Origin of the sequence: Amycolatopsis acidicola (assembly GCF_007713735.2) — a bacterium.
Taxonomy (GTDB): domain Bacteria; phylum Actinomycetota; class Actinomycetes; order Mycobacteriales; family Pseudonocardiaceae; genus Amycolatopsis_E; species Amycolatopsis_E acidicola.
The window spans coordinates 163,276-185,098 of sequence record NZ_VMNW02000005.1; the positions used below are offsets into that span (position 1 = coordinate 163,276).

The window sequence follows — 21,823 nt, forward strand, 5'->3', positions numbered from 1 at the left end:
TTCACTCGGAAGGCCGGTGGGATGGGGGTCATCCGGCCTGCTCGGGCTGTTCGGGGAGGCCCAGCGCGGCGGCCAGGATCCGGCGGGTGCGCGCGATGTGCTCCCGCACAATGTGTTCCGCCCGGTCGGCGTCGTGGGCTTCGAGCGCGTCGATGATCGAGCGGTGCTCGGCGTTGACCACCTCGTCGTCGCCGAAGGGCTGCACCATGGAGAGCGAAAAGTTCCAGTGGCTGATGTGCGTGCGTTGCGAGAACTGGGCCAGCAGCACGTTGTCCGCGGCTTCGGTGATGGCGCCGTGGAACTGGCGGTTGAGCTGGTTGAGCGCGGGCCGGTTGCTGGTGGTCCGTTCCATTTCGCCGGCCAGTTCCTTCAGCCTGCCCAGTCCGGCGGGGTCGATCCGGACGGCGGCGAGCGCGGCGGCGGAGCCCTCGATCGCCGCGCGCGCTTCGAGAATGCGCAGGATTTCCTGCGGCGCGTGATCGCGGACGAGCCAGCCGCGGGAGCGGACGATGAGCCCTTCCTGGGTCAGCGCCAGCAGCGCTTCACGCACCGGGGTGCGGCTGACTTCCAGCCTTGCGGCCACTTCTTCCTCGACCAGCCGCTCGTTGGGTCGCAGCTCACCGCGGAGGATCTCGTCGCGCAGCCGCTCGTGCACGAGTTGCGCGGCGAAGGGTGTGGAGTCGGAGGGGCGGGACGAGCGAGCCGAAGTCATCTTCGTTGTCCTCCCTGAGCAGGATGAGAAATGGGTATACCGGACCGCATCCAAGGTTGGATACCGCCGGAAAGCCGCTCGTTATGGGATGGAGACAACTTGATTTCTGACTTAGATAAATTATGAGTTTCGTAGTACTGTGGCGGTCATGACGACACAGGCAGGCGACTACCGCCGCAAAGTCAACGCCATCAACAGGTTCATCCTGGCGCTGAGCAGGGCCGGGCTGACGTTCGGCCCGATGCAGATGCTCACCGTCGCGGGGCGGCGCAGCGGGCAGCCGCGCACGTTCCCGATCGCCGTGCTGAAGCTGAGCACCGGGCGCTACATCGTGCAGGCGTTTCCTCGCGCCGCATGGGTGGCCAACGTGCGCGCGGCGGAAACGGCGCGGCTGAAGAAGGGGTTCCGCACGAGAACCGTGCGACTGGTGGAGCTTCCGGTGGAGGAGCGGCCGCCGGTGTTGCGCGAGGTGGTGTCGACCAACGGGCCGAGCGTCGGAAAGCGTTATGTGACAACGGGTCTGGCTTCGTCACCGACGCCGGACGGGGTGGCGGCCGCGGCGGAGCGCATCGCGGTGTTCCGGGTGGAGGACGTGTAGCGCGCGCATCCGCTACGGTGGCGGTTCGTCCGGCGCGCGCTCGATTTGTCAGCGCGCCAATTCGGCTTTCTTGTCGCGTCATTGCGGAGTTCCCCGACGCCTTTTCGTGCGCCGGAACGGATTATCGTGATCGGCCTTGTCCGGTTCCTTAACCCGTGGGTAGCTTTCCGTCGCTTCCCTTTCCGGCACCGGTTGACGAGGTGGTCTCTGTGCGACGAAGAACGCGGGTTGCGGCGGGCGCCGCCGCGGTGGGCAGTGCCGGCGTGGTCGCGGCGTCACTGCTCGCCTTCGCCGGTACCAGCGACGCCGATCCGGTTTCGCTGACGCTGCAATACACCTGCTCGTTCCCGCTGGTCGGCAACCAGCCGATCCAGATCGTCATCGGCTCCGACATCCCGGCGTCGATCCCGGTCGGCCAGGCGACCCCGGAGTTCGCGATCACCGCCGTTTCCACCGTGCCGAGCACGGTGACGCAGGGCCTGGTGCTCGTCGGCGCCGCGACGGTGGAGGGCACGGCGAGCGCGCAATCCACTGTCACGGCGCCGGAAGCGACCTTGCCGGTGACGGTGCCGACCACGATCCCGTCCACCCCGGTGCCCGCGACCGCGCAGCCGTTCGACGTGACGGCCACGGGTGCCGCACCGGCGCTCACGTTCACGCAGGCAGGCGACGCCACGATCAGCGTCGGTGACATCACGCTGACCATGACCCCGCGCAAGGCGGACGGCACCGAGACCGGCCTCGGCACTTTCGACTCGGCGTGCACCCAGAACGCCGGGCAGAACAACGTGCTGGCCACGTTCCAGATCACCGGCGGCGGCGAGACCACGACGACCACCACCGGCGAAACCACGACCACCACTTCGGAACCGACGTCGACCACGACCATCAGCGAGCCCACTTCGACGACCACCACCACGAGCACCGGCGGCACCACGACGACAACCACCACCACGACGACGGAGTCCTCCAGCAGCGAAAGCGTGCCCTCCGAGGACACGACCACCACCACGAGCGACGCGGGCGGAGCGGCTCCGGTCGGCTCCGACAACAGCGACAACAGCGACAACGGCGACAACAGTGGCGGCAGCGGCGGCTCGGACTACGGAGACCTTGCCTACACCGGGGTTCCGGTGACCACCCCGCTGGCGATCGGCGTGCTCCTGCTCGGCGCCGGCTCGGGAATCCTGCTCTTCCGGCGGCGGCGCCCGAACGACTAGGCGCGGTGGCGACCGGCTTCAGCGCTGGAGCCACTCCAGGACGTCGTCGGTGACCGGCTGGGCCAGGTCCGCGAACTCGGTGTGCTTGACCAGGAACCGGGCGACCAGCGGGCACACCGCGACGACGTGCTTACCCGAAGCGCGGATGTCCTCGAGCGCGCGGGTGACCAGCTCGGTGCTCAGCCCCCGTCCGCCGAAGGCTTCGTCGATCTCCGTGTGGTACATGACCCGGTCGTCCCCGCGGTCGGCGAACGCGGCGAACCCGGCGACTTTCCCGTCGACCGTGAGCTCGTAGCGATCGTCCATCCGCTCGACGGCGATTCGTTCGGTGCTGCTCATCTTCCCAACGTAGCCGCGCTCCCGCCCGGACGGCAGAATGATCAGCCGAAACCGCTGAAAGGGGCAGAGATGCGCGTCTTCGCCGCGATACTGGCCGCACTGGCGTTCGCCGCCGTCGCACCCGCGGCGGAGGCGTCACCCGCGCGGGACCTGCGCGTCGCGACGTACAACATCCACGCCGGCGCGGGCGAGGACAACGTGTACGACCTCGGCCGCACGGCCGCGGCGATCCGGTCGCTCGACGCCGACGTGATCGGCCTGGAAGAGGTCGACGTGCACTGGGGCGAGCGCAGCCAGTTCGCCGACGAGGCCGGGCAATTGGCCCGCGAGCTCGGGATGCAGGTGTTCTTCGCCCCGATCTACGATCTCCCGCCGGACCGGCAGTTCGGGGGCGCGCTGCTGAGCCGTTTCCCGATCCTGTCAGCGGAAAACCACGAGATCACCCGTCTGTCCACACAGGACGCCGATCCGGTGCCCGCGCCGGCGCCCGGTTTCGGCGAGGTGACGGTGAACGTGCGGGGCGTGTTCGTGCACGTGTACTGCACGCACCTGGACTACCGGCCGGACCCGTCGGTGCGGCGGACCCAGGTGGACGACATGCTGCGTGTGCTCGCCGAGGACCGTGGCCCGAAGGTGCTCGTCGGGGATTTCAACGCGGACGCCTCGGCCCCGGAGCTGGCCGCGCTGTGGGGCCCATTGCGCGACGCCGCGCCGCAGGGTGGGCCGACTTACCCGGCTGTCGACCCGGTGAGCCGCATCGACCTGATCACCGTCTCGCCGGACGTCGCCGTGCAGGGCGCCCACGAGGTCGCGACGGTCGCGTCCGACCACCGGCCGGTGGTCGCGGATGTCCGCGTGAACCGCTGACCGTCCACATCGGACTAGGCGGATTCCTCCGGTAGCTTCCGCGCGATCCGCTCCCGCATCGGCGTCCGCGCCAACGCCGCGAGCGCCTCGTCCACCAAGCTGCTCAAGGGAAACGACAACTCGGCCTCGAACTCCTTCGCGGCAGCCGTTGTCGCACGCCATTCGAGATCGAGGAGTGGCAGGAGTTTCTCGGCCTTCGGAGTCAGCCGGGCGATCCGCTGCCGCGCGTCCTGCTTGCCGGACGAGAGGCGGATCAGCTTCGCGCGCACCATCTGCGCCACGGTCTGGCTCGCGGCGGAATGGGTGACACCGATGGCCTCGGCCAGCTCCCGGATCGACGACGGGCCCTCGGCCGCGAGCGTGCGGACGATCGGCGTGTAGCGCGGGCGAAAACCGGCCAGGCCGAGGTCGGCGTAGACCGCGGCGACGTCCCCGTCAAGCAGGTCGAGCAGGAGACGCAGCCGCGTACCGAGGAGTTCGGGTCCCGGGATCGGCATGAGTGGTAATATAACAGCGCTGTTGTATCTCGGGGATGGGGGACCGGTGGACGAGGGCATGCTCGACGTGGGTGACGGGAACCGCGTGCACTGGACTGTCGCGGGGAATCCGGCGGGCAAGCCCGCGGTGATCGTGCACGGAGGCCCCGGCAGCGGGTGCCCACCAGGGCTGCTGCGGTATTTCGACCTTGAGCGCTATCGCGTCGTCCTGTTCGACCAGCGCGGCTGCGGCCAGAGCCTCCCGCACGCGAGCGAGCCGGACACGGACATGAGCGTGAACACCACGTTGCATCTGCTGGCCGACATGGAGCTGTTGCGCCGGCATCTCGGCATCGAGAAGTGGTTGCTGTTCGGCGGTTCCTGGGGTTCCACGCTGCTGCTCGCGTACGCCGAGCGGCATCCGGAGCGCGTCAGCGAGATCGTGATCACCGGGGTCACCACCACGCGCCGGTCCGAGACCGACTGGCTCTACCGCGGCGTGGCGCGGTTCCTGCCCGCCGAATGGGAAAGGTTCCGCTCGCTCGTGCCGGAGGGCGACCTGGTGGCGGGCTACGCGCGGCTGATGGAAAGCCCCGATCCCGGGGTGCGCGCGCACGCCGCCCGCGAGTGGTGCGCCTGGGAGGACGCGGTGATTTCCCATGAGAGCAACGGAAAACCGGACGCGTACAGCGACCGCCCGCACCGGGACCTGCTCGCGCTGGTCCGCATCTGCAGCCACTACTTCTCGCACGGCGCGTGGCTGGAGGAGGGCATCCTGCTGCGCGAGGCGCATCGCCTGGCCGGGATCCCCGGCGTGCTCGTGCACGGCAAGCTCGACCTCGGCGGCCCGCTCGAAACGGCCTGGGAGCTCGCCCGCGCCTGGCCCGACGCCGAGCTGGTGGTGATCCCCGACTCCGGTCACACCGGCAGCGAGGCGATGAGCGCCCGGTTGCGCGCCGCTCTCGACGCGTTCGCCTGAGCCCTGTCACATTTTCCCCGGCCGCGGAGTCCTGTAGGTGAAGCGACCGAACGACAGGGGAGAGTGACCCATGGAAGCACGGCTGAACGTCTTCGGCAGCGAGGCCGCCGGCAAGTTCATCAAGCACCTGAACTCGGCAGGCCACGCGTTCGCGAACTCGGGTGTGCCCGAGTCGACGGTGAACCTGGTTCTGTTGCGTGCCAGCCAGATCAACGGCTGTGGCTTCTGCACCGACATGCACTACAAGGACGCGGTGCACGCCGGCGAGGAGCCGACGCGGCTGAACCTGGTGGCGGCGTGGCGCGAGGCCACCGTCTTCACCGAGGCCGAGCGTGCCGCGCTGGAACTGGCCGAGGAGGGCACTCGCATCGCCGACGCGGCGGGCGGTGTCAGCGACGAGGTATGGGGCAACGCGGCCAAGCACTACGACGAGGAGCAGCTGCTCGCGCTCGTGGCCTCGATCGCCGTGATCAACGCCTACAACCGGCTGAACGTGCTCACGCGGCAGCCGGCGGGCGGCTACAAGGTCGGCATGTTCGGCTGACCCGGGGGTGGCGTCCCGCGCCGGCGCCCGGCCGGCGCGGGACGCACGCCGTCAGCTGTTCCGTTCCGCGCAACCCCACCGCGCTAGAGGCTCAGGCGCGGCCTTCGTAGGCGGCGGTGAGCTCGGCGAGGTCCAGTTTCTTCGAGGCCAGCATGCAGCGCATGACGCGCCCGGCCTTCTCCTGGTCCGGGTCGGTCATCATGTCCAGCATCCGCTGCGGCACGATCTGCCAGGACACGCCGTACTTGTCCTTGAGCCAGCCGCAGCTGCTCTCCTGGCCGCCGTTCTCGGTCAACCGTGTCCACAGCCGGTCCACCTCGTCCTGCGAATCGCAGCGCACCTCCAGCGAGATGGCCTCGTTGAAGGTGAACATCGGGCCGCCGTTGAACGCGAGGAACGGGCGCCCGTCGAGCTCGAACTCGACCACGAGCGTGGTGTCGTACCGCGTCACGTCGGTGATCTTCGAGTCCGGGAACACCGAGACGTAGAAGTTCGCGGCCTCCTCGGCCTGGTCGTCGAACCAGAGGCAAGGGCTGATGGTCTTCATGAGCGGTTCCTTCCGGATTCAGCGCTGGTGTCGGGAAAGACCTCGCGCGTCCGGAAAACTCATCGGACCTACCAGGGGCTGTTGTCCTCGTCGTCCGGCTCCGCGTCGCCGCGCGCGGTGGGCCGCTCGGGCTCGTCCGGAAGCTCCTCCGCGTCCTCTTCCTCGTCTTCCTCGTCCGGGTCGGGGAAGCGATTGCGCAGGTTGTCCAGCATCAGCGACCGGGTTTCGGGGTCCTCGTCGCCGATCTCCTCGGTCATCACGTCGGCGACCTCGTCGGCGATCCCGGACTGGGCCTTCTGCATGGTGGCCAGGATCTGCGCGGACAGCTCCTCCAGCGGCATGGAGCGGGCCCGGCCGGTCAGCTCGAGCCCGCTGACGGTGCCGTCCGCGCGCACCGTGACCTGCACCGAGTTGTCGGAGTTGACCGCGGTGAGCCGGATTCCTTCGGTGCGTTCCTGCGCCGCCTGGTAGCGATTCGCCTTGTCCTGCAGACCCTGCGCCCACGCGTCGATGCTGGCGGCCGCCTGTTCCGGATCCCGCATCAGGCCGCCGAGCCCGTTGCTCGCGCTCGTCATCCCCGCGTGCCTTCCTTCGACGTCTCCACGGTGCCTTCGCGCAGTTGTGCCTCGAACGGGGAAGCGGCCGCCTTGTCCTGCTCGTCGTAACCCGAGGCCGCCGTGCGCACGTTGTCCGCCGTCGTGGTCATGCCTTCGACCGCGGCGTTGAGCGCGTCCGTGGCGTCCTGCTGGCAGGTGGCGTTGATGATGGGCGGGAGGAACGAGCAGATCAGCCCGTACGCCTCGTTGTCCATCGTCACCGTCTTCGCCGCGTCCACCGCGGTGTTGAGCCGGTCCACCAGCCCGTCCAGGTGGCTCGCGTGGGTCCGGAGCTCATCCGGCACGACCTCGAAAGGCATGGGAGCCCCTTACTTCTTCTTCTTGTCGGTCTTGGTCTTCTTCCAGTCACCGATGACCGGCGGCGCGATCACCTGCTCGCCCTCGAACAGGTCCGGCTCGCCCTCGACGTAGTCGGCGATCTTGTGTTCCTTGTCGCCCTCGCCCTTCTTGCCGCCACCGTGCGGCATTCCGCCGGTGGTCCCGCGGCCGGTGGAGCTGCTCGCCCCGCCCGTGCCGCCGCGCCCGGCCGCCGCCTCTTCGGCCGCCCCGGCGCCGGAGACCGAGCCCGCGGAGAGCCTGCTGCCGGCGCTGCCGGAGCCTGCTCCGCCGGAACCGCCGATGCCCTTGATCCCGGCCCCGCCGATGCCGGAACCGCCGGCGCCGGACGATCCGATGCCGCCGATCCCTTCGCCGGCAGGGAAACTGCCCGGCACGTTCAGGCCGTTGAGGCGGTTGGCGATGCTGTCGCCGTTCACGCCGCCGCCGTAGCCGATCGTCGGGATGTTGCCGGTGACGCTGCCCGGTCCGCCGTGCGAGGAAATCGTGGTGCCGGTGACCGAGGACGGCGAGGTGCCGTCGGTCGGGATGTTCGAGCCGGTGTACGAACCGTTCCCGCCCGACCCATTGCCGCCGGAGGTGCCGATCCCCGAGCCGGTGTAGCCGGAACCCGAGCCAGAGCCCGAACCGGAGCCGCCGTAGGAACCGCCGCCGATGCCGGAACCGCTGTAGCCCGAACCGGAACCGGAGCCCGACCCCGATCCGGCGCCGGAACCCGCGAGATCACCCGCGGAGCCGCCGGCCCCGCCCGCGCCACCGTTCAGCGCCGTCGCGGCGGCGAAGTCCCCGCTCTTGGAGAACTCCCCGCCCGAGCCCGCGGAACCCGCGCTCGCGGGCGTGGTGCTGCTGCCGAGCGTGCGCAGCCCGGCGTTGCTCGTGCCCGAGGCGTTCGACGCCGCCGTGCCGCCCGTGCTCGCGGAGCCGCTCGCCAGCTTCGGCGGGGCCTGGAACTCCGGGGTGGCGATCGCGCCGCCGACCGTCTCGTCGTACTGGGTCATGATCCGCGCCGCCTGCTGCTGCGCGGCCTTCTGCTGCCCCACCATCGCCATGTCCGCGGTGGCCTGCGTCGCGTACTGCACCGGGTCGGTGATCGTCTGCAGCCTGGCGTTGGCGTCCTGCACCGAGAACTGCACCGGCGGGTTGGCCGCCATCTGCTTCTGCGTCTCGTTCAGCGACTGGGAGTGGATCTCCTGCTGGCGGCCGGTGAGGCTGGAGCCCTGCGCCGTGGTGCCCAGCCATTTGCCGACCGAGGCCAGGTGCTCGCGCGCGGCGTCGCCGCCGGAGCCCTGCCAGTCGGACACGCTGTCGTTGATCGCGTCGGCGAGGTTCTGCTGGTGCTCGGTGAGCTCGTTGCCGAGCGCGACCCACTCCTCGGAGGTCACCGCGACCGCGGCGGAGTCCGCGTTGTCGGTGATGGTCTGCTGCATCTGCTCGTGGGTGGCGTTGTCCCACATCGTGGTCGGCGGGGCGCCGGGATCGCGGATCTGGAGGTCCTGGTCGAGGCCCTGGCGGGTCTTCTGCAGCTGCTCCTCGTACCGCGTCTGGATGACCTTGTCCTTCTCGGACGGATCGGTCACGTCCTTGAGCCAGCCGTTGGCGATCTCCTCGTCGACGTTCTGCGTCACGTCGTCGCGGATGTCGTCACCGGAGCGGATCTCGTTGTGGATCGGGCCGATGTAGTACTTCGAGTTCGGGTCCGCGGTGACGTCGTGCGCGGCGGAACCCGGTTTGTCGAACTGCACAGCCATTTCCTCAGCCCTCCGCGTTGTAGGTGCGCAACGTGGTACCGGTATCGCCGTCCTGCGACTGGTAGTTCTTCTTGGCGAGCTTGATCGCCTCGATGTACGTGGGCAGCTCGCTGCGGGCCTGCTGCAGCTGGGTGAGCAGGCCCTTGTCGTCGGTGGCCGTGCGGACCATGTGCTGGGACACGAACTCCGCGGCGGGGCCGGTGCTCATCGGCGGCGCCTGGCCGAAGGCCTGCAGCTTGGACCAGCGCGACTCCAGGCTGTCGATGATGCCCTGCAGCGACTGGATCATCTTGTCGCCGGTGGTCTCGTCCACCGCGAACCCGCCGTTCGTGGCGAGGGTCTTGAGCTCGACCCCGCTCAGGGCTCTGCGTGCCTGCAGCTGCGGCTGCGCTTCGGAACGCGCGGTCGCCTTCAGCTGCGTCGTCTCGGTCTGATCCTCGTCGCTCATCCCCATCGCCCCTTCAGTAGACCGCCGAGATCATGTCCTGGATGGCACGGGCCACGTCGCGGCCGCCGGCCGGAACATACCGCGCGGTGAGCGTTCCGTCGGTGCCGGTCGTGGTCTGTACCAGGTAGCGGCCGTCCTCGGTGTCCAGCCAGCTGGTCGGTGACGTGCCGCGCTGCTCGCCGTGCCTGCCCACTCCGGTGACGACGATGTAGCCGCCACCGATCCGAGGACGCGCGAAGATCTCTTCGAGTTGCTCGTAGTCCGGATCCGGTTCCGGGACCGGGCCGCGTCCCGGCCGCACCACCTGGCGCACCTCGACGTTGCCGAAGGCCTCGGTCTCCTCTTCCTCGAACTCGGCCTCCGCCTGGCGCAGCGCCGCCATCGCCGACTTGGGCCTGTCCTCGCGGTGCCGGATGACCAGCGGGCTTCCCGGCGCGGCGGGCGTGGTGGGCAGCGCGGCGGCGAGCCTGCGGACCAGTTCCTCGTCCTCGAAGAGGGAGAAGTGCAGATCGTCCGAGCCGCCGGGCTGGCTGATGAACACCGCCTGCGCGCCGTCGGTGGCCGAGAGCACGGCGAGCTCGCCGAACTCGACGTCGGTGCCCGTGATGGCGACCGAAACCCGTCCGGTGCCCAGCAGCTCGAACGCCAGCCGCACGCCCCGGTGCAGCTCACCGGCGGTGGACAGCTTCCGTTCGACCAGATCGTCGTGGACCATCCGCGCGAGTTGCGCGTAGCGCTCGGGGAAGACGGTGGTGTTGCTGATACGCAAGGGAAACCGGCGAATGTCCACACCGGTGGCGCGGCCGATGACGTCGGCCTCCACGCTTCCCACCGTGAAGTCGAACCGATACACCATCGGTGAAAACGTCACCTCTTCACGAATCGCAGGCTGGTCATCTCCACAAGTTTCCGCGCCGGGCCCGCCGATGTCGAGCAGTGGCAGCTCCGGAGAGCGTCGTCACATCCGAAAGTACCGAGACTGTCCGCAATGGACGGATCGGGCACGGGGCGGGCCACGGGCACCCGGTCAATCTACCGGGTGATCAACTCCGGTGGGCCGATGCGCCGTGAACAACTGCTTACACTTCGCACATTCGAGGACAAGTGGTTAATATGTTTACTACCTGTCGATCGCTAGAGTATAGGGTTCGTGTCATGACCGCTGACGGTGACGGACGGGCGGCCGACCTGGACTTCTGGTCCTTCGTCGAGCTCGCGAACAGCAGGCTGGCCGGGGAGTTCGGCTTCCGGCACCAGCTGGCCACCGAGGTGCTGCTGACGCTCAACCGCGCCTCGAACATCGTCACCTACGACCTGGAGTCCAGTGTGCACCGGCCGCGCGGGCGGTCCTGGTCCGGTTTCCGGTTGCTGTTCGTCACCTGGCTGGCCGGGCCGATGGAGGCGAAGAAGGCCGCGGAGCTCACCGGGATGAGCCGTGCCGCCGTGTCCAACCTGACGAAAACACTGGTGGCGGACGGTCTTCTGGACCGGGCACCGGGTGCGCACGACGGGCGCTCGGTGCTGCTTTCGCTGACCGACGAAGGCCGGCGCGAGATGGTCGAGACCTTCCGGCGGCACAACGAGCGCGAGTACGAGTGGACGAGCGTGCTCACCGAAGCCGAGCAGCGGATTCTGGTGATGTTGCTGGACAAGCTGATCACCAACCGGGACCAGTTCGACGTGCGCGGGCGCAACTGACCCTTGCGCCGGGAAGAAGTAGTACATACATTAACTACATCGATCCGAGCAAGGAGGCGAGGTCATGGCGTACTACCGGCAGGTCGGCTCGGTTCCGCCCAAACGGCACACCCAGCACCGAACGCCCGAAGGCGGCCTGTACTACGAGGAGCTGATGGGCGAGGAGGGGTTCTCCAGCGATTCCTCGCTGCTGTACCACCGCCACATCCCCTCGGCCATCGTGGACTCTGCGCCCTGGCAGCTGCCGGACCTGCGAACGGAGCCGAACTACCCGCTCAAACCGCGCCACCTGAAGCTGCACGAGCTGTTCGCCGGTGAGGAGTGGAAGCGCCACGACGTCGTCACCGGCCGCAGGCTCGTGCTGGGCAACGGTGACGTCCGCATCTCCTACGTCGCGGCGGGCGAAGCCTCTCCGCTCTACCGCAACTCGATCGGCGACGAGTGCGTGTACGTCGAGTCCGGCGAGGGCACCGTCGAGACCGTGTTCGGCGCGCTGCCCTTCCGCCAGGGCGACTACGTGCTGCTGCCGCGCGCGACCACGCACCGCTGGGTGCCGGACGGGCTCGTCCGCGCGTACGCCATCGAGGCCAACTCGCACATCACCCCGGCCCGGCGCTACCTGTCCAAGTTCGGTCAGCTGCTGGAGCACGCGCCCTTCTGCGAGCGCGATCTGACCGGGCCCGCCGAACCGCTGCTCGCCGAGGGCGAGGATGTCGAGGTGCTCGTGAAGCACCGTGGCAGCACGGGAATCGTGGGCACGAAGTTCGTGTACCCGTGGCACCCGTTCGACGTGATCGGCTGGGACGGCTGCCTGTACCCGTACACCTTCAACGTCGGCGACTTCGAGCCGATCACCGGCCGCGTGCACCAGCCGCCGCCCGCGCACCAGGTGTTCGAGGGCGACAACTTCGTCATCTGCAACTTCGTGCCGCGCAAGGTGGACTACCACCCGCTGTCCATTCCGGTGCCGTACTACCACTCCAATGTGGACTCCGACGAGGTCATGTTCTACTGCGGCGGGGACTACGAGGCGCGCAAGGGTTCCGGCATCGGCCAGGGCTCGATCTCGTTGCACCCCGGCGGCCATTCGCACGGGCCGCAGCCGGGCGCGTACGAGCGCAGCATCGGCGCGGAGTTCTTCGACGAGCTGGCCGTCATGGTCGACACCTTCCGCCCGCTGGAACTGGGCGAGGGCGGTGCCGCGGCCGAGGACGACGGGTACGCGTGGACGTGGGCGGGCCGGGGGCCGAAGTGATCCCGCCGCTGTTCCGAGGCCTGCTCGACGACGCCGCGGTCTTCCCGCCCGGGTCGCTGCCGCTGGCCGAAGCGGTGCCGGCGCATGTCCGGCACCGCGCGGCGCCCTACCGCGAGATCGTCGGCCCGCTCGTGCTGGCGGCGCCGGATCTCGCCGGTCTGGGCGACACTGAGCTGGAGCTGGCGGTCACCGCGCCCGGTGGCCCCGCGCAGCTCCCGGAGGTTTTCGCCCGCGTGGCCGGGTTGCCGGTGCGGTTGGCCGGGCTCGAGGTCGCCATGCCCGCGGGGATGAGCGTGGCGGAGTTCTTCGGCGCGCTGCCGGAGACTGAGGTGCCGGTGTTCGTCGAGATCCCGCGTGACGAGCGCCGCGCCGACGTGATCGCCGCCTGCGCCCGCACGGGGCATCAGGCCAAGTTTCGCGCCGGCGGGGTGAAAGCGGAGCTGTATCCGGACGAAACCGAGCTGGCGGCCGGAATCCGCGCGGTGACCGGCGCGGGTGTGCCGTTCAAGGCGACGGCGGGGCTGCACCACGCGATCCGCAACACCGACCCCGCGACGGGGTTCGAGCAGCACGGGTATTTGAACATCCTGGCCGCCACCGCGGACGCGCTCGCGGGGAAGAGTTCCGACGCGCTGGCGGATGTGCTGGCGGAACGGGACGGCCGGGCGATCGCCGATCGTCTGTCTACAGTGGACGACGGTGTCCGTGCGGCGTTCCGCTCGTTCGGCACCTGCAGCATCATCGAACCGCTGACCGAGCTGGCGGAGCTCGGCCTGGTCGACGAAGGAGTCATCGCGTGAAGATCGAAATTCCGGAGGGCTCGCTCTTCGGTACGGCCAACCTGCCCTATGGCGTGTTCTCCACCCCGGGCACCCCGCCGCGGGTCGGCGTCCGGGTCGGTGATTCGGTGCTCGATCTCACGGTGGCGCTGGGGGACGAGGTCTTCGACCACGGCAGCCTGAATCCGTTCATGGCACAGGGTTATGACCGCTGGGTGGAGGTGCGGCGGCGGATCACCGAGCTGGTCGGCGGTGACGTGCCGGAGAACGCGGTGCACAACCTGGCCGACGTGACCCTGCACCTGCCCGTCGAGGTCGCCGACTACGTCGACTTCTACGCGTCGGAGCATCACGCGAGCAACCTCGGGCGGTTGTTCCGTCCGGACGCGGAACCGCTGATGCCGAACTGGAAGCACCTGCCGGTCGGCTACCACGGCCGCGCGGGCACCGTGGTGTTGTCGGGCACGGACATCGTGCGCCCCCGCGGCCAGCGCAAGGCCCCGGACGAGGCGGCTCCCAGTTTCGGTGAGTGCCGCCGGCTGGACATCGAAGCGGAGCTGGGGTTCATCGTCGGCGTGGGCTCGCCGCTCGGGTCGGCAGTGTCCACAGAGGACTTTTCGCGCTGTGTTTTCGGGTCGGTGCTGGTGAACGACTGGTCGGCGCGGGACATCCAGGCCTGGGAGTACGTGCCGCTGGGCCCGTTCCTCGGCAAGAGCTTCGCGACGTCGATCTCCGCGTGGGTGGTTCCGTTGCTGGCGCTGGAAGAGGCGCGCGTGGCGACCCCGGTGCAGGACCCGGAACCGTTGCCGTACTTGAAGGAGTCGCAGCCGTGGGGGCTGGACATCGAGCTTTCGGTGGCGTGGAACGGACACGAGGTCACGCGCCCGCCGTACCGCGAGATGTACTGGTCCCCGGCGCAGATGCTGGCGCACATGACGGTGAACGGCGCGTCCAGCCGCACCGGCGACCTGTACGCCTCGGGCACGATTTCCGGCCCGGAGAAGAACCAGCGAGGGGCCTTCATCGAACTGACCTGGGGCGGCCGGGAGCCGGTGCTCGTCGGTGGCGAAGAGCGGACGTTCCTGCAAGACGGGGACGAGGTTTCGATCTCCGCGACCGCACCGGCCGCAGGCGGTGCCCGCATCGGCTTCGGTGAGGTGAAGGGAAAGATCCTCCCCGCCACAACACCGAAACCATAAGCAATCGAAGCCACTGAAGGCCCCCCACCACCACTCAACGGCCACCCGGCAACGAGAAGCGAGCCGTCCCACCGACCACACCCCTCCACCGCCCCGATCCCCAGCCTGCTCTTGCGGTTCCGGGGGTTTGTCAAGGTACTCTTTCCCGCCTTGACGAACCCCCGGAACCGCGAACACTCACAGATCGGGGCGGTGGAGGGGTGTCACCCACAGCAACCCGCTCCTCCACCCCAGTCGAAACCCGCCGTTCCCCGGGTGGCGGAGCGAGCAGCACCGCGCAGATCGGTACCGCGAGCGTGACCGCTGCGAGGACGAAAACCGGGAACAGGAAGGTGAAAACCTCGCTGCCGGACGGGTCCGGCGCGGACATGTCCAGGTGTACCTCGACGGCGGCCATGCCCGTGTAGTGCATGCCGGTCACGGCCGCGCCCATCACCAGGCCGGCGGCGAGCCGGGGGAGCAGGCGGTCCAGTCCGACGGTGAACCACAGTGCCGCTGTCGCCGCGACGATCGCGATCACGATGGACAGGATGACCAGCCCGGGGTCGTAGCCGAACGAGCCCTTGATCTCCAGCGCCCACATTCCGGTGTAGTGCATGAGGTTCACGGCCAGTCCGGTGATCACCCCGGCCACGATCAGCCGCCACCACGCGAAACCGGTGCGCACACCGAACACGAGCAACCCGCCGAAGACCGATACCACGGCCAGGATCGCCGAAAGCACCGTGCGGCCGACGTCGTAGCGCACCGGCATTCCCGGCGTTGCGAACCCGAGCATCGCGATGAAGTGCATGACCCAGATCCCGACTCCGCCGATCGAGAGCGCGGCGAGCGCGAGCCAGGCCAGCCTGCCGCGCGCGGTCGGCGCGAACCGCGCCTGCAGGGTGCAGGCCAGCCCGAGCGCGCAGCCGACGACCGAGGTCAGGTAGGCGAGCACCAGCAGCCACTGGCCCATCGCGAAGTGTTGCACGTTCTCCATGTCCATGACGGCTGCTGCTCCTCAGCGGACGGCGGATTTCAGCCGCGACATGGCGTGCTCGGTCGCGGCGATGAGGGCTTGTTTGGTCGAGTCGGCCGAACGCGCGTCGCACGTGATGATCGGGACCTCGCCGGGGACGGAAAGCGCTTCTCGCACCTCGCCGAGCCCGTGCCGGTGGGTGTCCTGGAACTGGTTCACCGCCACCAGGAACGGCAGGTTCCTCGACTCGAAGAAGTCGATGGCGGAGAAACAGTCCGCGAGCCGCCGGGTGTCCACGAGGACGACCGCGCCGATCGCGCCTTTCACCAGGTCGTCCCACATGAACCAGAACCGGTGCTGCCCCGGCGTGCCGAACAGGTACAGCACCAGGTCGTCGGCCAGGGTGATCCGGCCGAAGTCCATCGCGACGGTGGTGGACGTCTTGCCGGGCACGATGTCCAGATCGTCCACGCCGACGCTGGCCGCGGTCATCATGGCTTCGGTGCGCAGCGGGATGATCTCCGACAACGCCCCGACGAAGGTCGTCTTGCCGACACCGAACCCGCCGGCGACGATGATCTTCGCCGAGGTGATCGCGGGCCGTCGTTCATAGTGTGCGTAGTCCACTGAGGACCCTTTCCAGCAGATCGTGCCGTTCGTCCCAGGAAGCGTTGTCGCCGAGGGTGTCGCGGACGAGCACCATCCCGGCGCCGAGCAGGTCGCCCACGAGCACTCGCGCCACCTGCAGCGGCACCCCGAGGTTCGCCGCGATCTCGGCGATCGAACGGGGTTGCAGGCAGAGCTGGGTGACCGCGGACAACGGGCTCGCGTGGTTGTAGGGAACTGTGCGCCCTTCGGCAGTGGTCTGCACCAATGCCTCGAGCGCGAGTTCGATGGCGGGCCTGGTGCGGCCCTCGGTCCAGGCGTACGGGCGCGCCAGCGAAGGCCCGGTGCGCGGTTCCCCGCGCCCGGTTTCCCACTGGTCCTGCTCGTTCACGGGCGGGCCTTGCCCCCCTGGCGGATCGGCGTGTCGACCATCTTGCCCACCCGGTCGACCAGCAGCGTCATCTCGTAGCCGACCAGGCCGATGTCGCAGCCGGGGCTGGCGAGCACGACCAGGTTCGACCCGTCGCCGACGCTCATCAGGAGCAGGAACCCGTCCTCCATCTCGATCACCGACTGCACGACCCGGCCGGCGGTGAACAGTTCGGCGGTGCCCAGCGCGAGGCTGGACAGGCCGGAGGCGATCGCGGACAACTGGTCGGCGCGGTCCCGCGGCAGGCTTTGCGAAGCCGCGACGAGCAGTCCGTCGGCGGACACGAGGGCGGCGTGCGCCACGCCCGCGACCTCCTCGGTGAACGCCGACACCAGCCAGGCCGGGGACGGCGCGGTCGGTGATTGGGTCACGATCCCTCCTCGTGGGCGGTGCGTTGCCGGGCCGCCCGCATCCCGTTGTAATGCCTGGACAAGTTGTTCCGGACCGCCGTGGCGTCACGGAAATCCGTGGTGGCCTGCCTGCCGCCGGGCCGTTCGCGAGGCAGCGCCGCGCCGGGCGCCAGCTGCGCGCCCGGGGTGCGGGTCGGCAGGCCCGCCGGGCTGATCGTGGCCGGAGTGGACTGCCGCACGGCGTCCTCGGCGGCCCGGCGCGCGTCGTCCGCGGCGGTGAGCCAGTTTTGTGAGCGCTGCGCGGGTTCCGGCGTGTCCGGGGAATGCTCGGTGAACCAGTTGGACACCACGTTCTCGAAGATCGGCGTGTTCATCGGCGCCTGGGGCTTCCGCTCCGGAAGCGGGTGCGGCCCGGACGGAACCCCGTTGGCCACCGGCAAAGTGCCGTGCGAACTCCCGTTGAGCGTGGGGTAGTTCTCGAGCGAGATTTCGTTGAGCGACGGGTAGTTTTCGAGCGAGGTCCCGTTCGGCTTGGGCGCCACCCCGTTGACCAAGGACTGTCGCGCCGTGCCGCTGTCCGCGATGATCAGCGCGCCCGGCACGTGCACGCTCGCGGTGATCCCCGGCTCCCCGCCGGGCCCGCCCGTCAGCCGCAGCCGCACCGTGACCCCGTGCAGCGAAGCCAGCCGCCCGACCACGAAAAGTCCCATGCGGCGGGCGGTTTCCGGGCTGACGGTGTCCCCGGCGGCGAGCCGGTGGTTGGCCTTGTCGAGGTCCTCCTGAGTCATCCCGAGCCCGTGGTCGACGACCTCGACGAGCAGCCCGCCGTCGGAGCCGCGGTCCGCGGTGAGCACGACCTTCGCCTCCGGCGGCGAGAACCGGGTCGCGTTCTCCAGCAGCTCGGCCAGGATGTGCACGATGTCGGCGGCGGCCTGTGAGCGCACCGAGCCGCCGGGCACGTTGGCGAGCTTGATCCGCCGGTAGTCCTTGACCTCGGAAGTGGCGCCGCGCAACAACTCCACCATCGAAACCGGGCCATGATCGTGCCGTGAGGGGCTGCCGCCCGCGAGCACCTGCAGGTTCTCGCCGTTGCGGCGCAGCCGGGTGGCGAGGTGGTCGAGCCGGAACAGCTCGTCGAGGCGCTGCGGGTCGCGCTCGTTGGACTCGAGCCCTTCCAGCACGGTCAGCTGCAGCTCCACCATCGACTGGCTGCGCCGGGCCAGCGTCATGAACATCTCGCTGACCTGCTTGCGCAGCTCGGCCTGTTCCCCGGCGAGCCGGATCGCCTGCCGGTGCATCTCCTCGAACGCGCGCGCCAGCTGGCCGATCTCCTCGCCGGTCTCCACGCCGACCGGTTCCACCGACTCCCACGAGATGTCCTCGCCGTCGCGCACCCGCTGGATCGTTTGGGGCAGCTCCTCGTGCGCGGCCGTCAACGCGGCCGTGTGCAGGCGGCGCACCGGGGACAGCAGCGAACGCGCCATCAGCAAAGCGATGGCGAGCGCGGACAGCAGCGCGCCGATCACCAAAGCCGCGTCACGCAGGGTTTTCGACCGGATGGCGTTGGTCGCGTCGGTGACCGTGCCGGACAGGGTGGCGGAGATCCCGGCGATCAGGTCGCCGAGCGAGGCGCTTTCGTTGGCGATCGGCAGCAGCAGCCCGCTCAGCTCCGGCGTCCGGTCCACGACGAGCGCCGACTGCAGCACCGCCTGCCGGTCGCTCAGCGCGGCCAACGCGTTCGTCAGCCGCGGCGCCAGTTCCGGGCTGATGTCCCGGGCGACCTGGCTGTGGATCGCGGACTCCTCGGCCGCCGACTGCGCCGCGGCTGCCAGCTCGGCCTGGTTCGCGTTGCCCGAACGCACCGAACGCAGCAGGGTTTCCTGCACCGCCAACGCCGAGCGCAGCTGGATGAGCGAGCGCAGGGTGTACGCGGGCGCGTTCAGGTCCGTGTTGCCCGCGGAGCCGATCACGGTGGGCGGGATGTTGCTCAGCTGGGTCACGATCTCGTGGTAGCCGGTGGTCTTGGCGACCGGATCGCCCGACGCGCGTAGCCCGCTGAGCTTTCCCAGCGACGTGTTCAGCGTGCGCGAGGTGTCGGCGGGCAGTACGGCGAAGTCCACATCCTGTTGCAGCGCCGCGACTTTCGCGTCGACCGCGTCGATCTGCGCGGTGGGCGTCGGGTTCGCGGCCGAGGCGACCAGCTCCTGATCGAGCAGATCGGCCAGCTCCAGGGTGTCCCGCACGATGCTGAGCTGGTCGCGGACCGCGCTCAGCCTGTTGGCCTGGTCCAGCTCGCTGTCGATCCGGATCCCGGCCAGTGTCAGCGCGACGATCGTCGGCAGCAGCAGCACCGCGGCGATCTTGGTGCGGAGGCTCCAGGCGGTGGGCGGCCAGGTGAGGCCGCCCACTCTCGCGGCCGGCGCGGAATCTTCCATTTTTCGGGCCCGCTCGTTTCGTGGCGTCTATCCGGAAAAGGGCGCGGGGTACCCCCAGGTGAAAAACCGGTCTCCCGCCCGTGCGTCAAGCGCGTAGGAGACAACAACAATCGCAGTCTTCTTGTCAAGAGCACCTTCGAGCGGCTAGTACTGGCCGGTTGTTCCCGAGCGTGATCGATGATCGACTAGTTGTACGCTGTTCGGCCCAAAGATCGGCGCATCAGTACGGAAAGCGCTTTCACCGGTACGGACGGTGTCAGTTCGACGGGTGGGGAGCGGGGTGGAGGTGGCCGAAAATTAATCCTGCCGAACAGTGTTGGGCGGCAGTTCTGCCGCCACGCCCGGGAATTGTTTCCGGGATGCCAAGATCGGTTGTTTATTTTCCGCGCCGCGACATCGAACGGGATCCACGCCCATTTTCGAACGCAAAGGGGTGACATCAATTCCGTTCGTGTCACTTTCGGCGGCGGGCTCGACTCGGCCGCGTGTGACGGCTTCTGTCTACAATGGACAGAGCTGTCCCGGACACGGAATGGCCCCGGCGGGGCAGGGGGGACCCGCCGGGGCCAACCGGCGCCACAGCGCCCCGAGGGGGAGGTGGACGCTGGGCGAGGGGGGCGGAGGACTGTGTCCTCGCTCCCTCCGAGTGTAGTGCCGGATGCGGGAGCCGCACAGTGATTCACAGACCGCACACAGGGAAATTCACCCGCAATGGGGTCCTGACCAGTACGACCTCCCCCATCACAAGCTCCCTTATATGACGGTGGGTAGAAGACTCATCACGAAACGTCGACAACCGTGGAGTCGCGCGCCGGCGGTGTGCCGGGGCAAACCGTTGCTGATCACCAGCCTGACGCGGATTCGGTCCTGCACACTGCGAGATGCACGGGGGACCCCGGCCGGTGGATCGTCCACAGTGGAATCGCCGGCCGGGTTTCGGCACCGGCGCCAGGGCTATCCGGAAAGGACACGGACAGCGCGGGCGGGGTGAGGACGATGCTGAGTCAGTTCGAACGGCGTGAGCTGGAACGGATCGAGGCCTGGTTCCGGCAGGCGGACCCCCGCTTCGCCAAGGCACTCGCGGCGGGCACGCCCCCGCCCGGCGGCTTCCGGGCCAGGGCGGGCAGGGCGGCCGCCGATGGGTTGACGACCACCCTGCTCCTGCTCGGCCTGGCCTCCGCGAACGTCTTCCTCGTGTTCGCCGGCATGGCCGGTCTGGCGTTCGCGGCCTGGCTGCACCAGCGCTGATCAGTCGTGATCAGCTTTGCTGGGCGACCAGTTCCTTCGCTTCTTCCCTGCTCTCCACGATCGGCGCGGACCCGTCGAGCGGCTTGTTCGCCGTCTCGCGCGTCAGCATGATCGAGATCGCCCCGATCACCCCGGCCGCGATCAGGTAGTAGGCGGGCCAGTTCAGGTCGCCGGTGGCGGTCACCAGCGCGCTCATCACCGTGGACGTGGTCCCGCCGAAGAGCGACACCGAGATGTTGAACGCGATCGACAGCCCGCCGGCGCGGATGAACGTCGGGAACATCGCGGGCAGCGTCGAGGGCAGCACCGCGGAGAAGCAGATCAGCGTCAGGCCCATGATCAGCAGCCCGATCAGCGTCGGCGCGTCACCGCCGACACGCAGCAACAGCACCGACGGGAACGACAGCACGATCAGCGCGAGGCAGCCCGCCAGCACCACCTTGCGCCTGCCGATCTTGTCGGACAGCCTGCCCAGGAACGTGATCACGACCATCAGCACGACCAGCGTCACGATCTGCAGTACCTCGGAAGCGGTCTCGCCGGTGCCGGTGTGGCCGTGCTCGGGCAGGGTCTCGGTGAGGTACGTCGGCAGGTAGCTGGTGAGCATGTAGTTGGTGACGTTCCAGGCGAGCACCAGGCCGGCGCACACCAGCATCACCGGCCAGTAGTCGACGAAGACCGACTTGAACTCGGACTTCTTCGGCTGCTGCTCCAGCTTCTGCTTCTCCACCATGTGCGCGAACGCCGGGGTTTCCTCCAGCCGCAGCCGCAGGTAGAGCCCGACCGCGCCGAGTGGCAGCGCGAGCAGGAACGGGAGCCGCCAGCCCCAGCTCACCAGCTGGTCCGTCGTGAGCACGGCGGACAGCACGGTGGCGATGGTCGCGCCGAACGCGTACCCGGTGAGCGTGCCGAACTCCAGCCAGCTGCCGAGGAACCCGCGGCGCTTGTCCGGCGCGTACTCGGCGATGAAGGTCATCGCGTTGCCGTACTCGCCGCCGGTGGACACACCTTGCAGCAGGCGTGCCAGCAGCACGAGCAGCGGCGCGGCGACGCCGATCTGGGCGTAGCTGGGCACGACACCGATCACGAAGGTGCCCGCGGCCATCATGATGACGGTGAGGGACAACACTTTCTTGCGGCCGATGCGGTCACCCAGCGGACCGAAGAACAGGCTGCCGAAGGGGCGGATGAGGAACGACACGGCGAAGACGCCGAACGTGGCGATCGTGCCCATCGCGGGCGGCAGGCCGGAGAAGAAGACCTTCGTGATCGTCGTGGCCAGATAGCCGTAGACACCGAAGTCGTACCATTCGGTGATGTTCCCCACGGCGGCGGCGCCCACCGCTCGGCGGACGCTGGCCGGGTCGGCGACCGAGACATCCTCCAGCTTCAGCTTGTCGTTCGATCCGGGTGAATCGGGCACTGACACCACTC

General features: G+C 68.9%; 25 protein-coding genes. 10 read left to right on the forward strand and 15 right to left on the reverse strand.

All coding sequences use genetic code 11. The features are described 5' to 3' along the window. Positions 1-28: 28 nt before the first annotated feature. Positions 29-712, reverse strand: coding sequence for a GntR family transcriptional regulator (locus FPZ12_RS05985; protein WP_144748600.1), 684 nt, complete (start codon positions 710-712; stop codon positions 29-31). 148 nt (positions 713-860) lie between these two features. Here FPZ12_RS05985 and FPZ12_RS05990 point away from each other — a divergent pair, with 148 nt between their 5' ends. Continuing rightward, the gene (locus tag FPZ12_RS05990; protein WP_144748599.1) at positions 861-1,310 is read left to right on the forward strand and encodes a nitroreductase/quinone reductase family protein; all 450 of its coding nucleotides are present in this window, start codon (positions 861-863) and stop codon (positions 1,308-1,310) included. Positions 1,311-1,519: 209 nt separating this feature from the next. Continuing rightward, positions 1,520-2,530, forward strand: coding sequence for a DUF6801 domain-containing protein (locus tag FPZ12_RS45985; RefSeq protein WP_208025762.1), 1,011 nt, complete (start codon positions 1,520-1,522; stop codon positions 2,528-2,530). A gap of 18 nt (positions 2,531-2,548) precedes the next feature. Here FPZ12_RS45985 and FPZ12_RS06005 read toward each other — a convergent pair whose 3' ends face one another. Beyond that, positions 2,549-2,869, reverse strand: a complete 321-nt coding sequence (locus FPZ12_RS06005) for a GNAT family N-acetyltransferase (RefSeq protein ID WP_144748598.1) — start codon at positions 2,867-2,869, stop codon at positions 2,549-2,551. Between the two features lie 69 nt (positions 2,870-2,938). On the opposite strand from FPZ12_RS06005, the gene FPZ12_RS06010 reads away from it, so the two are divergent. After that, positions 2,939-3,736, forward strand: coding sequence for an endonuclease/exonuclease/phosphatase family protein (locus FPZ12_RS06010; RefSeq protein ID WP_144748597.1), 798 nt, complete (start codon positions 2,939-2,941; stop codon positions 3,734-3,736). Positions 3,737-3,750: 14 nt separating this feature from the next. Here the strand turns inward: FPZ12_RS06010 and FPZ12_RS06015 are convergent, their stop codons facing one another. Beyond that, entirely contained in the window at positions 3,751-4,233 is a 483-nt protein-coding gene (locus FPZ12_RS06015; protein WP_144748596.1) for a MarR family winged helix-turn-helix transcriptional regulator, read from the reverse strand. Here FPZ12_RS06015 and pip point away from each other — a divergent pair. Both pip and FPZ12_RS06025 read left to right on the forward strand, forming a co-directional pair. Further along, positions 4,232-5,191 carry a prolyl aminopeptidase gene (pip, locus tag FPZ12_RS06020; RefSeq protein ID WP_144748595.1) on the forward strand — a complete coding sequence of 320 codons (960 nt, stop codon included), beginning with the start codon at positions 4,232-4,234 and terminating at the stop codon, positions 5,189-5,191. The two genes, FPZ12_RS06015 and pip, sit on opposite strands and share 2 nt — an antisense overlap. A gap of 70 nt (positions 5,192-5,261) precedes the next feature. Further along, positions 5,262-5,735 (forward strand): carboxymuconolactone decarboxylase family protein, encoded by a 474-nt coding sequence (locus tag FPZ12_RS06025; protein WP_144748594.1) that lies wholly within the window; start codon positions 5,262-5,264, stop codon positions 5,733-5,735. A 91-nt stretch (positions 5,736-5,826) separates the two neighbouring features. Here FPZ12_RS06025 and FPZ12_RS06030 read toward each other — a convergent pair whose 3' ends face one another. From FPZ12_RS06030 to FPZ12_RS06055, 6 genes are all read right to left on the reverse strand, one after another. Further along, positions 5,827-6,282, reverse strand: a complete 456-nt coding sequence (locus FPZ12_RS06030) for a VOC family protein (protein ID WP_144748593.1) — start codon at positions 6,280-6,282, stop codon at positions 5,827-5,829. A 68-nt stretch (positions 6,283-6,350) separates the two neighbouring features. Next, positions 6,351-6,857 (reverse strand): YbaB/EbfC family nucleoid-associated protein, encoded by a 507-nt coding sequence (locus FPZ12_RS06035; RefSeq protein WP_144748592.1) that lies wholly within the window; start codon positions 6,855-6,857, stop codon positions 6,351-6,353. Continuing rightward, on the reverse strand, positions 6,854-7,198 hold the full coding sequence (locus FPZ12_RS06040) for a type VII secretion target (RefSeq protein ID WP_144748591.1): 345 nt from the start codon (positions 7,196-7,198) through the stop codon (positions 6,854-6,856). Before FPZ12_RS06040 ends, FPZ12_RS06035 begins: the two co-directional genes overlap by 4 nt. Before the next feature lie 9 nt (positions 7,199-7,207). After that, positions 7,208-8,983: a hypothetical protein gene (locus FPZ12_RS06045; protein ID WP_144748590.1), complete on the reverse strand. Its 1,776-nt coding sequence runs from the start codon at positions 8,981-8,983 to the stop codon at positions 7,208-7,210. Positions 8,984-8,987: 4 nt separating this feature from the next. Beyond that, positions 8,988-9,431, reverse strand: coding sequence for a hypothetical protein (locus tag FPZ12_RS06050; protein WP_243769688.1), 444 nt, complete (start codon positions 9,429-9,431; stop codon positions 8,988-8,990). Between the two features lie 13 nt (positions 9,432-9,444). After that, positions 9,445-10,287 (reverse strand): ESX secretion-associated protein EspG, encoded by an 843-nt coding sequence (locus FPZ12_RS06055; RefSeq protein WP_144748589.1) that lies wholly within the window; start codon positions 10,285-10,287, stop codon positions 9,445-9,447. Between the two features lie 299 nt (positions 10,288-10,586). On the opposite strand from FPZ12_RS06055, the gene FPZ12_RS06060 reads away from it, so the two are divergent. The 4 genes from FPZ12_RS06060 (at position 10,587) to fahA (ending at position 14,362) form a co-directional block, all read left to right on the forward strand. After that, positions 10,587-11,129 carry a MarR family winged helix-turn-helix transcriptional regulator gene (locus FPZ12_RS06060; RefSeq protein ID WP_144748588.1) on the forward strand — a complete coding sequence of 181 codons (543 nt, stop codon included), beginning with the start codon at positions 10,587-10,589 and terminating at the stop codon, positions 11,127-11,129. A 64-nt stretch (positions 11,130-11,193) separates the two neighbouring features. Next, a complete protein-coding gene (locus FPZ12_RS06065) occupies positions 11,194-12,384 on the forward strand; it encodes a homogentisate 1,2-dioxygenase (protein ID WP_144748587.1) in 1,191 nt (396 codons plus the stop codon). After that, complete coding sequence (locus tag FPZ12_RS06070; protein ID WP_144748586.1) at positions 12,354-13,184, forward strand: hypothetical protein; 831 nt, start codon at positions 12,354-12,356, stop codon at positions 13,182-13,184. The genes FPZ12_RS06065 and FPZ12_RS06070 overlap by 31 nt, the downstream gene beginning before the upstream one ends. Next, positions 13,181-14,362, forward strand: a complete 1,182-nt coding sequence (fahA, locus tag FPZ12_RS06075) for a fumarylacetoacetase (protein ID WP_144748585.1) — start codon at positions 13,181-13,183, stop codon at positions 14,360-14,362. Before FPZ12_RS06070 ends, fahA begins: the two co-directional genes overlap by 4 nt. Positions 14,363-14,492: 130 nt before the next feature. On the opposite strand, the gene FPZ12_RS06080 is transcribed toward fahA, so the two are convergent. Genes FPZ12_RS06080 through FPZ12_RS06100 form a run of 5 tightly spaced genes read right to left on the reverse strand, consistent with a single transcriptional unit; the run spans position 14,493 to position 19,141 of the window. After that, the gene (locus FPZ12_RS06080) at positions 14,493-15,341 is read right to left on the reverse strand and encodes an MHYT domain-containing protein (RefSeq protein WP_208025770.1); all 849 of its coding nucleotides are present in this window, start codon (positions 15,339-15,341) and stop codon (positions 14,493-14,495) included. 21 nt (positions 15,342-15,362) lie between these two features. Continuing rightward, positions 15,363-15,947, reverse strand: coding sequence for a GTP-binding protein (locus FPZ12_RS06085; protein WP_144757941.1), 585 nt, complete (start codon positions 15,945-15,947; stop codon positions 15,363-15,365). Further along, the gene (locus tag FPZ12_RS06090; protein WP_144757940.1) at positions 15,928-16,317 is read right to left on the reverse strand and encodes a DUF742 domain-containing protein; all 390 of its coding nucleotides are present in this window, start codon (positions 16,315-16,317) and stop codon (positions 15,928-15,930) included. Before FPZ12_RS06090 ends, FPZ12_RS06085 begins: the two co-directional genes overlap by 20 nt. After that, the gene (locus FPZ12_RS06095) at positions 16,314-16,727 is read right to left on the reverse strand and encodes a roadblock/LC7 domain-containing protein (RefSeq protein WP_144757939.1); all 414 of its coding nucleotides are present in this window, start codon (positions 16,725-16,727) and stop codon (positions 16,314-16,316) included. Before FPZ12_RS06095 ends, FPZ12_RS06090 begins: the two co-directional genes overlap by 4 nt. Continuing rightward, complete coding sequence (locus tag FPZ12_RS06100) at positions 16,724-19,141, reverse strand: sensor histidine kinase (protein WP_144757938.1); 2,418 nt, start codon at positions 19,139-19,141, stop codon at positions 16,724-16,726. The genes FPZ12_RS06095 and FPZ12_RS06100 overlap by 4 nt, the downstream gene beginning before the upstream one ends. A gap of 996 nt (positions 19,142-20,137) precedes the next feature. On the opposite strand from FPZ12_RS06100, the gene FPZ12_RS06105 reads away from it, so the two are divergent. Beyond that, positions 20,138-20,389, forward strand: coding sequence for a DUF3040 domain-containing protein (locus FPZ12_RS06105; protein ID WP_144757937.1), 252 nt, complete (start codon positions 20,138-20,140; stop codon positions 20,387-20,389). Positions 20,390-20,399: 10 nt separating this feature from the next. On the opposite strand, the gene FPZ12_RS06110 is transcribed toward FPZ12_RS06105, so the two are convergent. After that, positions 20,400-21,812, reverse strand: coding sequence for an MFS transporter (locus FPZ12_RS06110; RefSeq protein WP_166462592.1), 1,413 nt, complete (start codon positions 21,810-21,812; stop codon positions 20,400-20,402). Between the last annotated feature and the right edge of the window lie 11 nt (positions 21,813-21,823).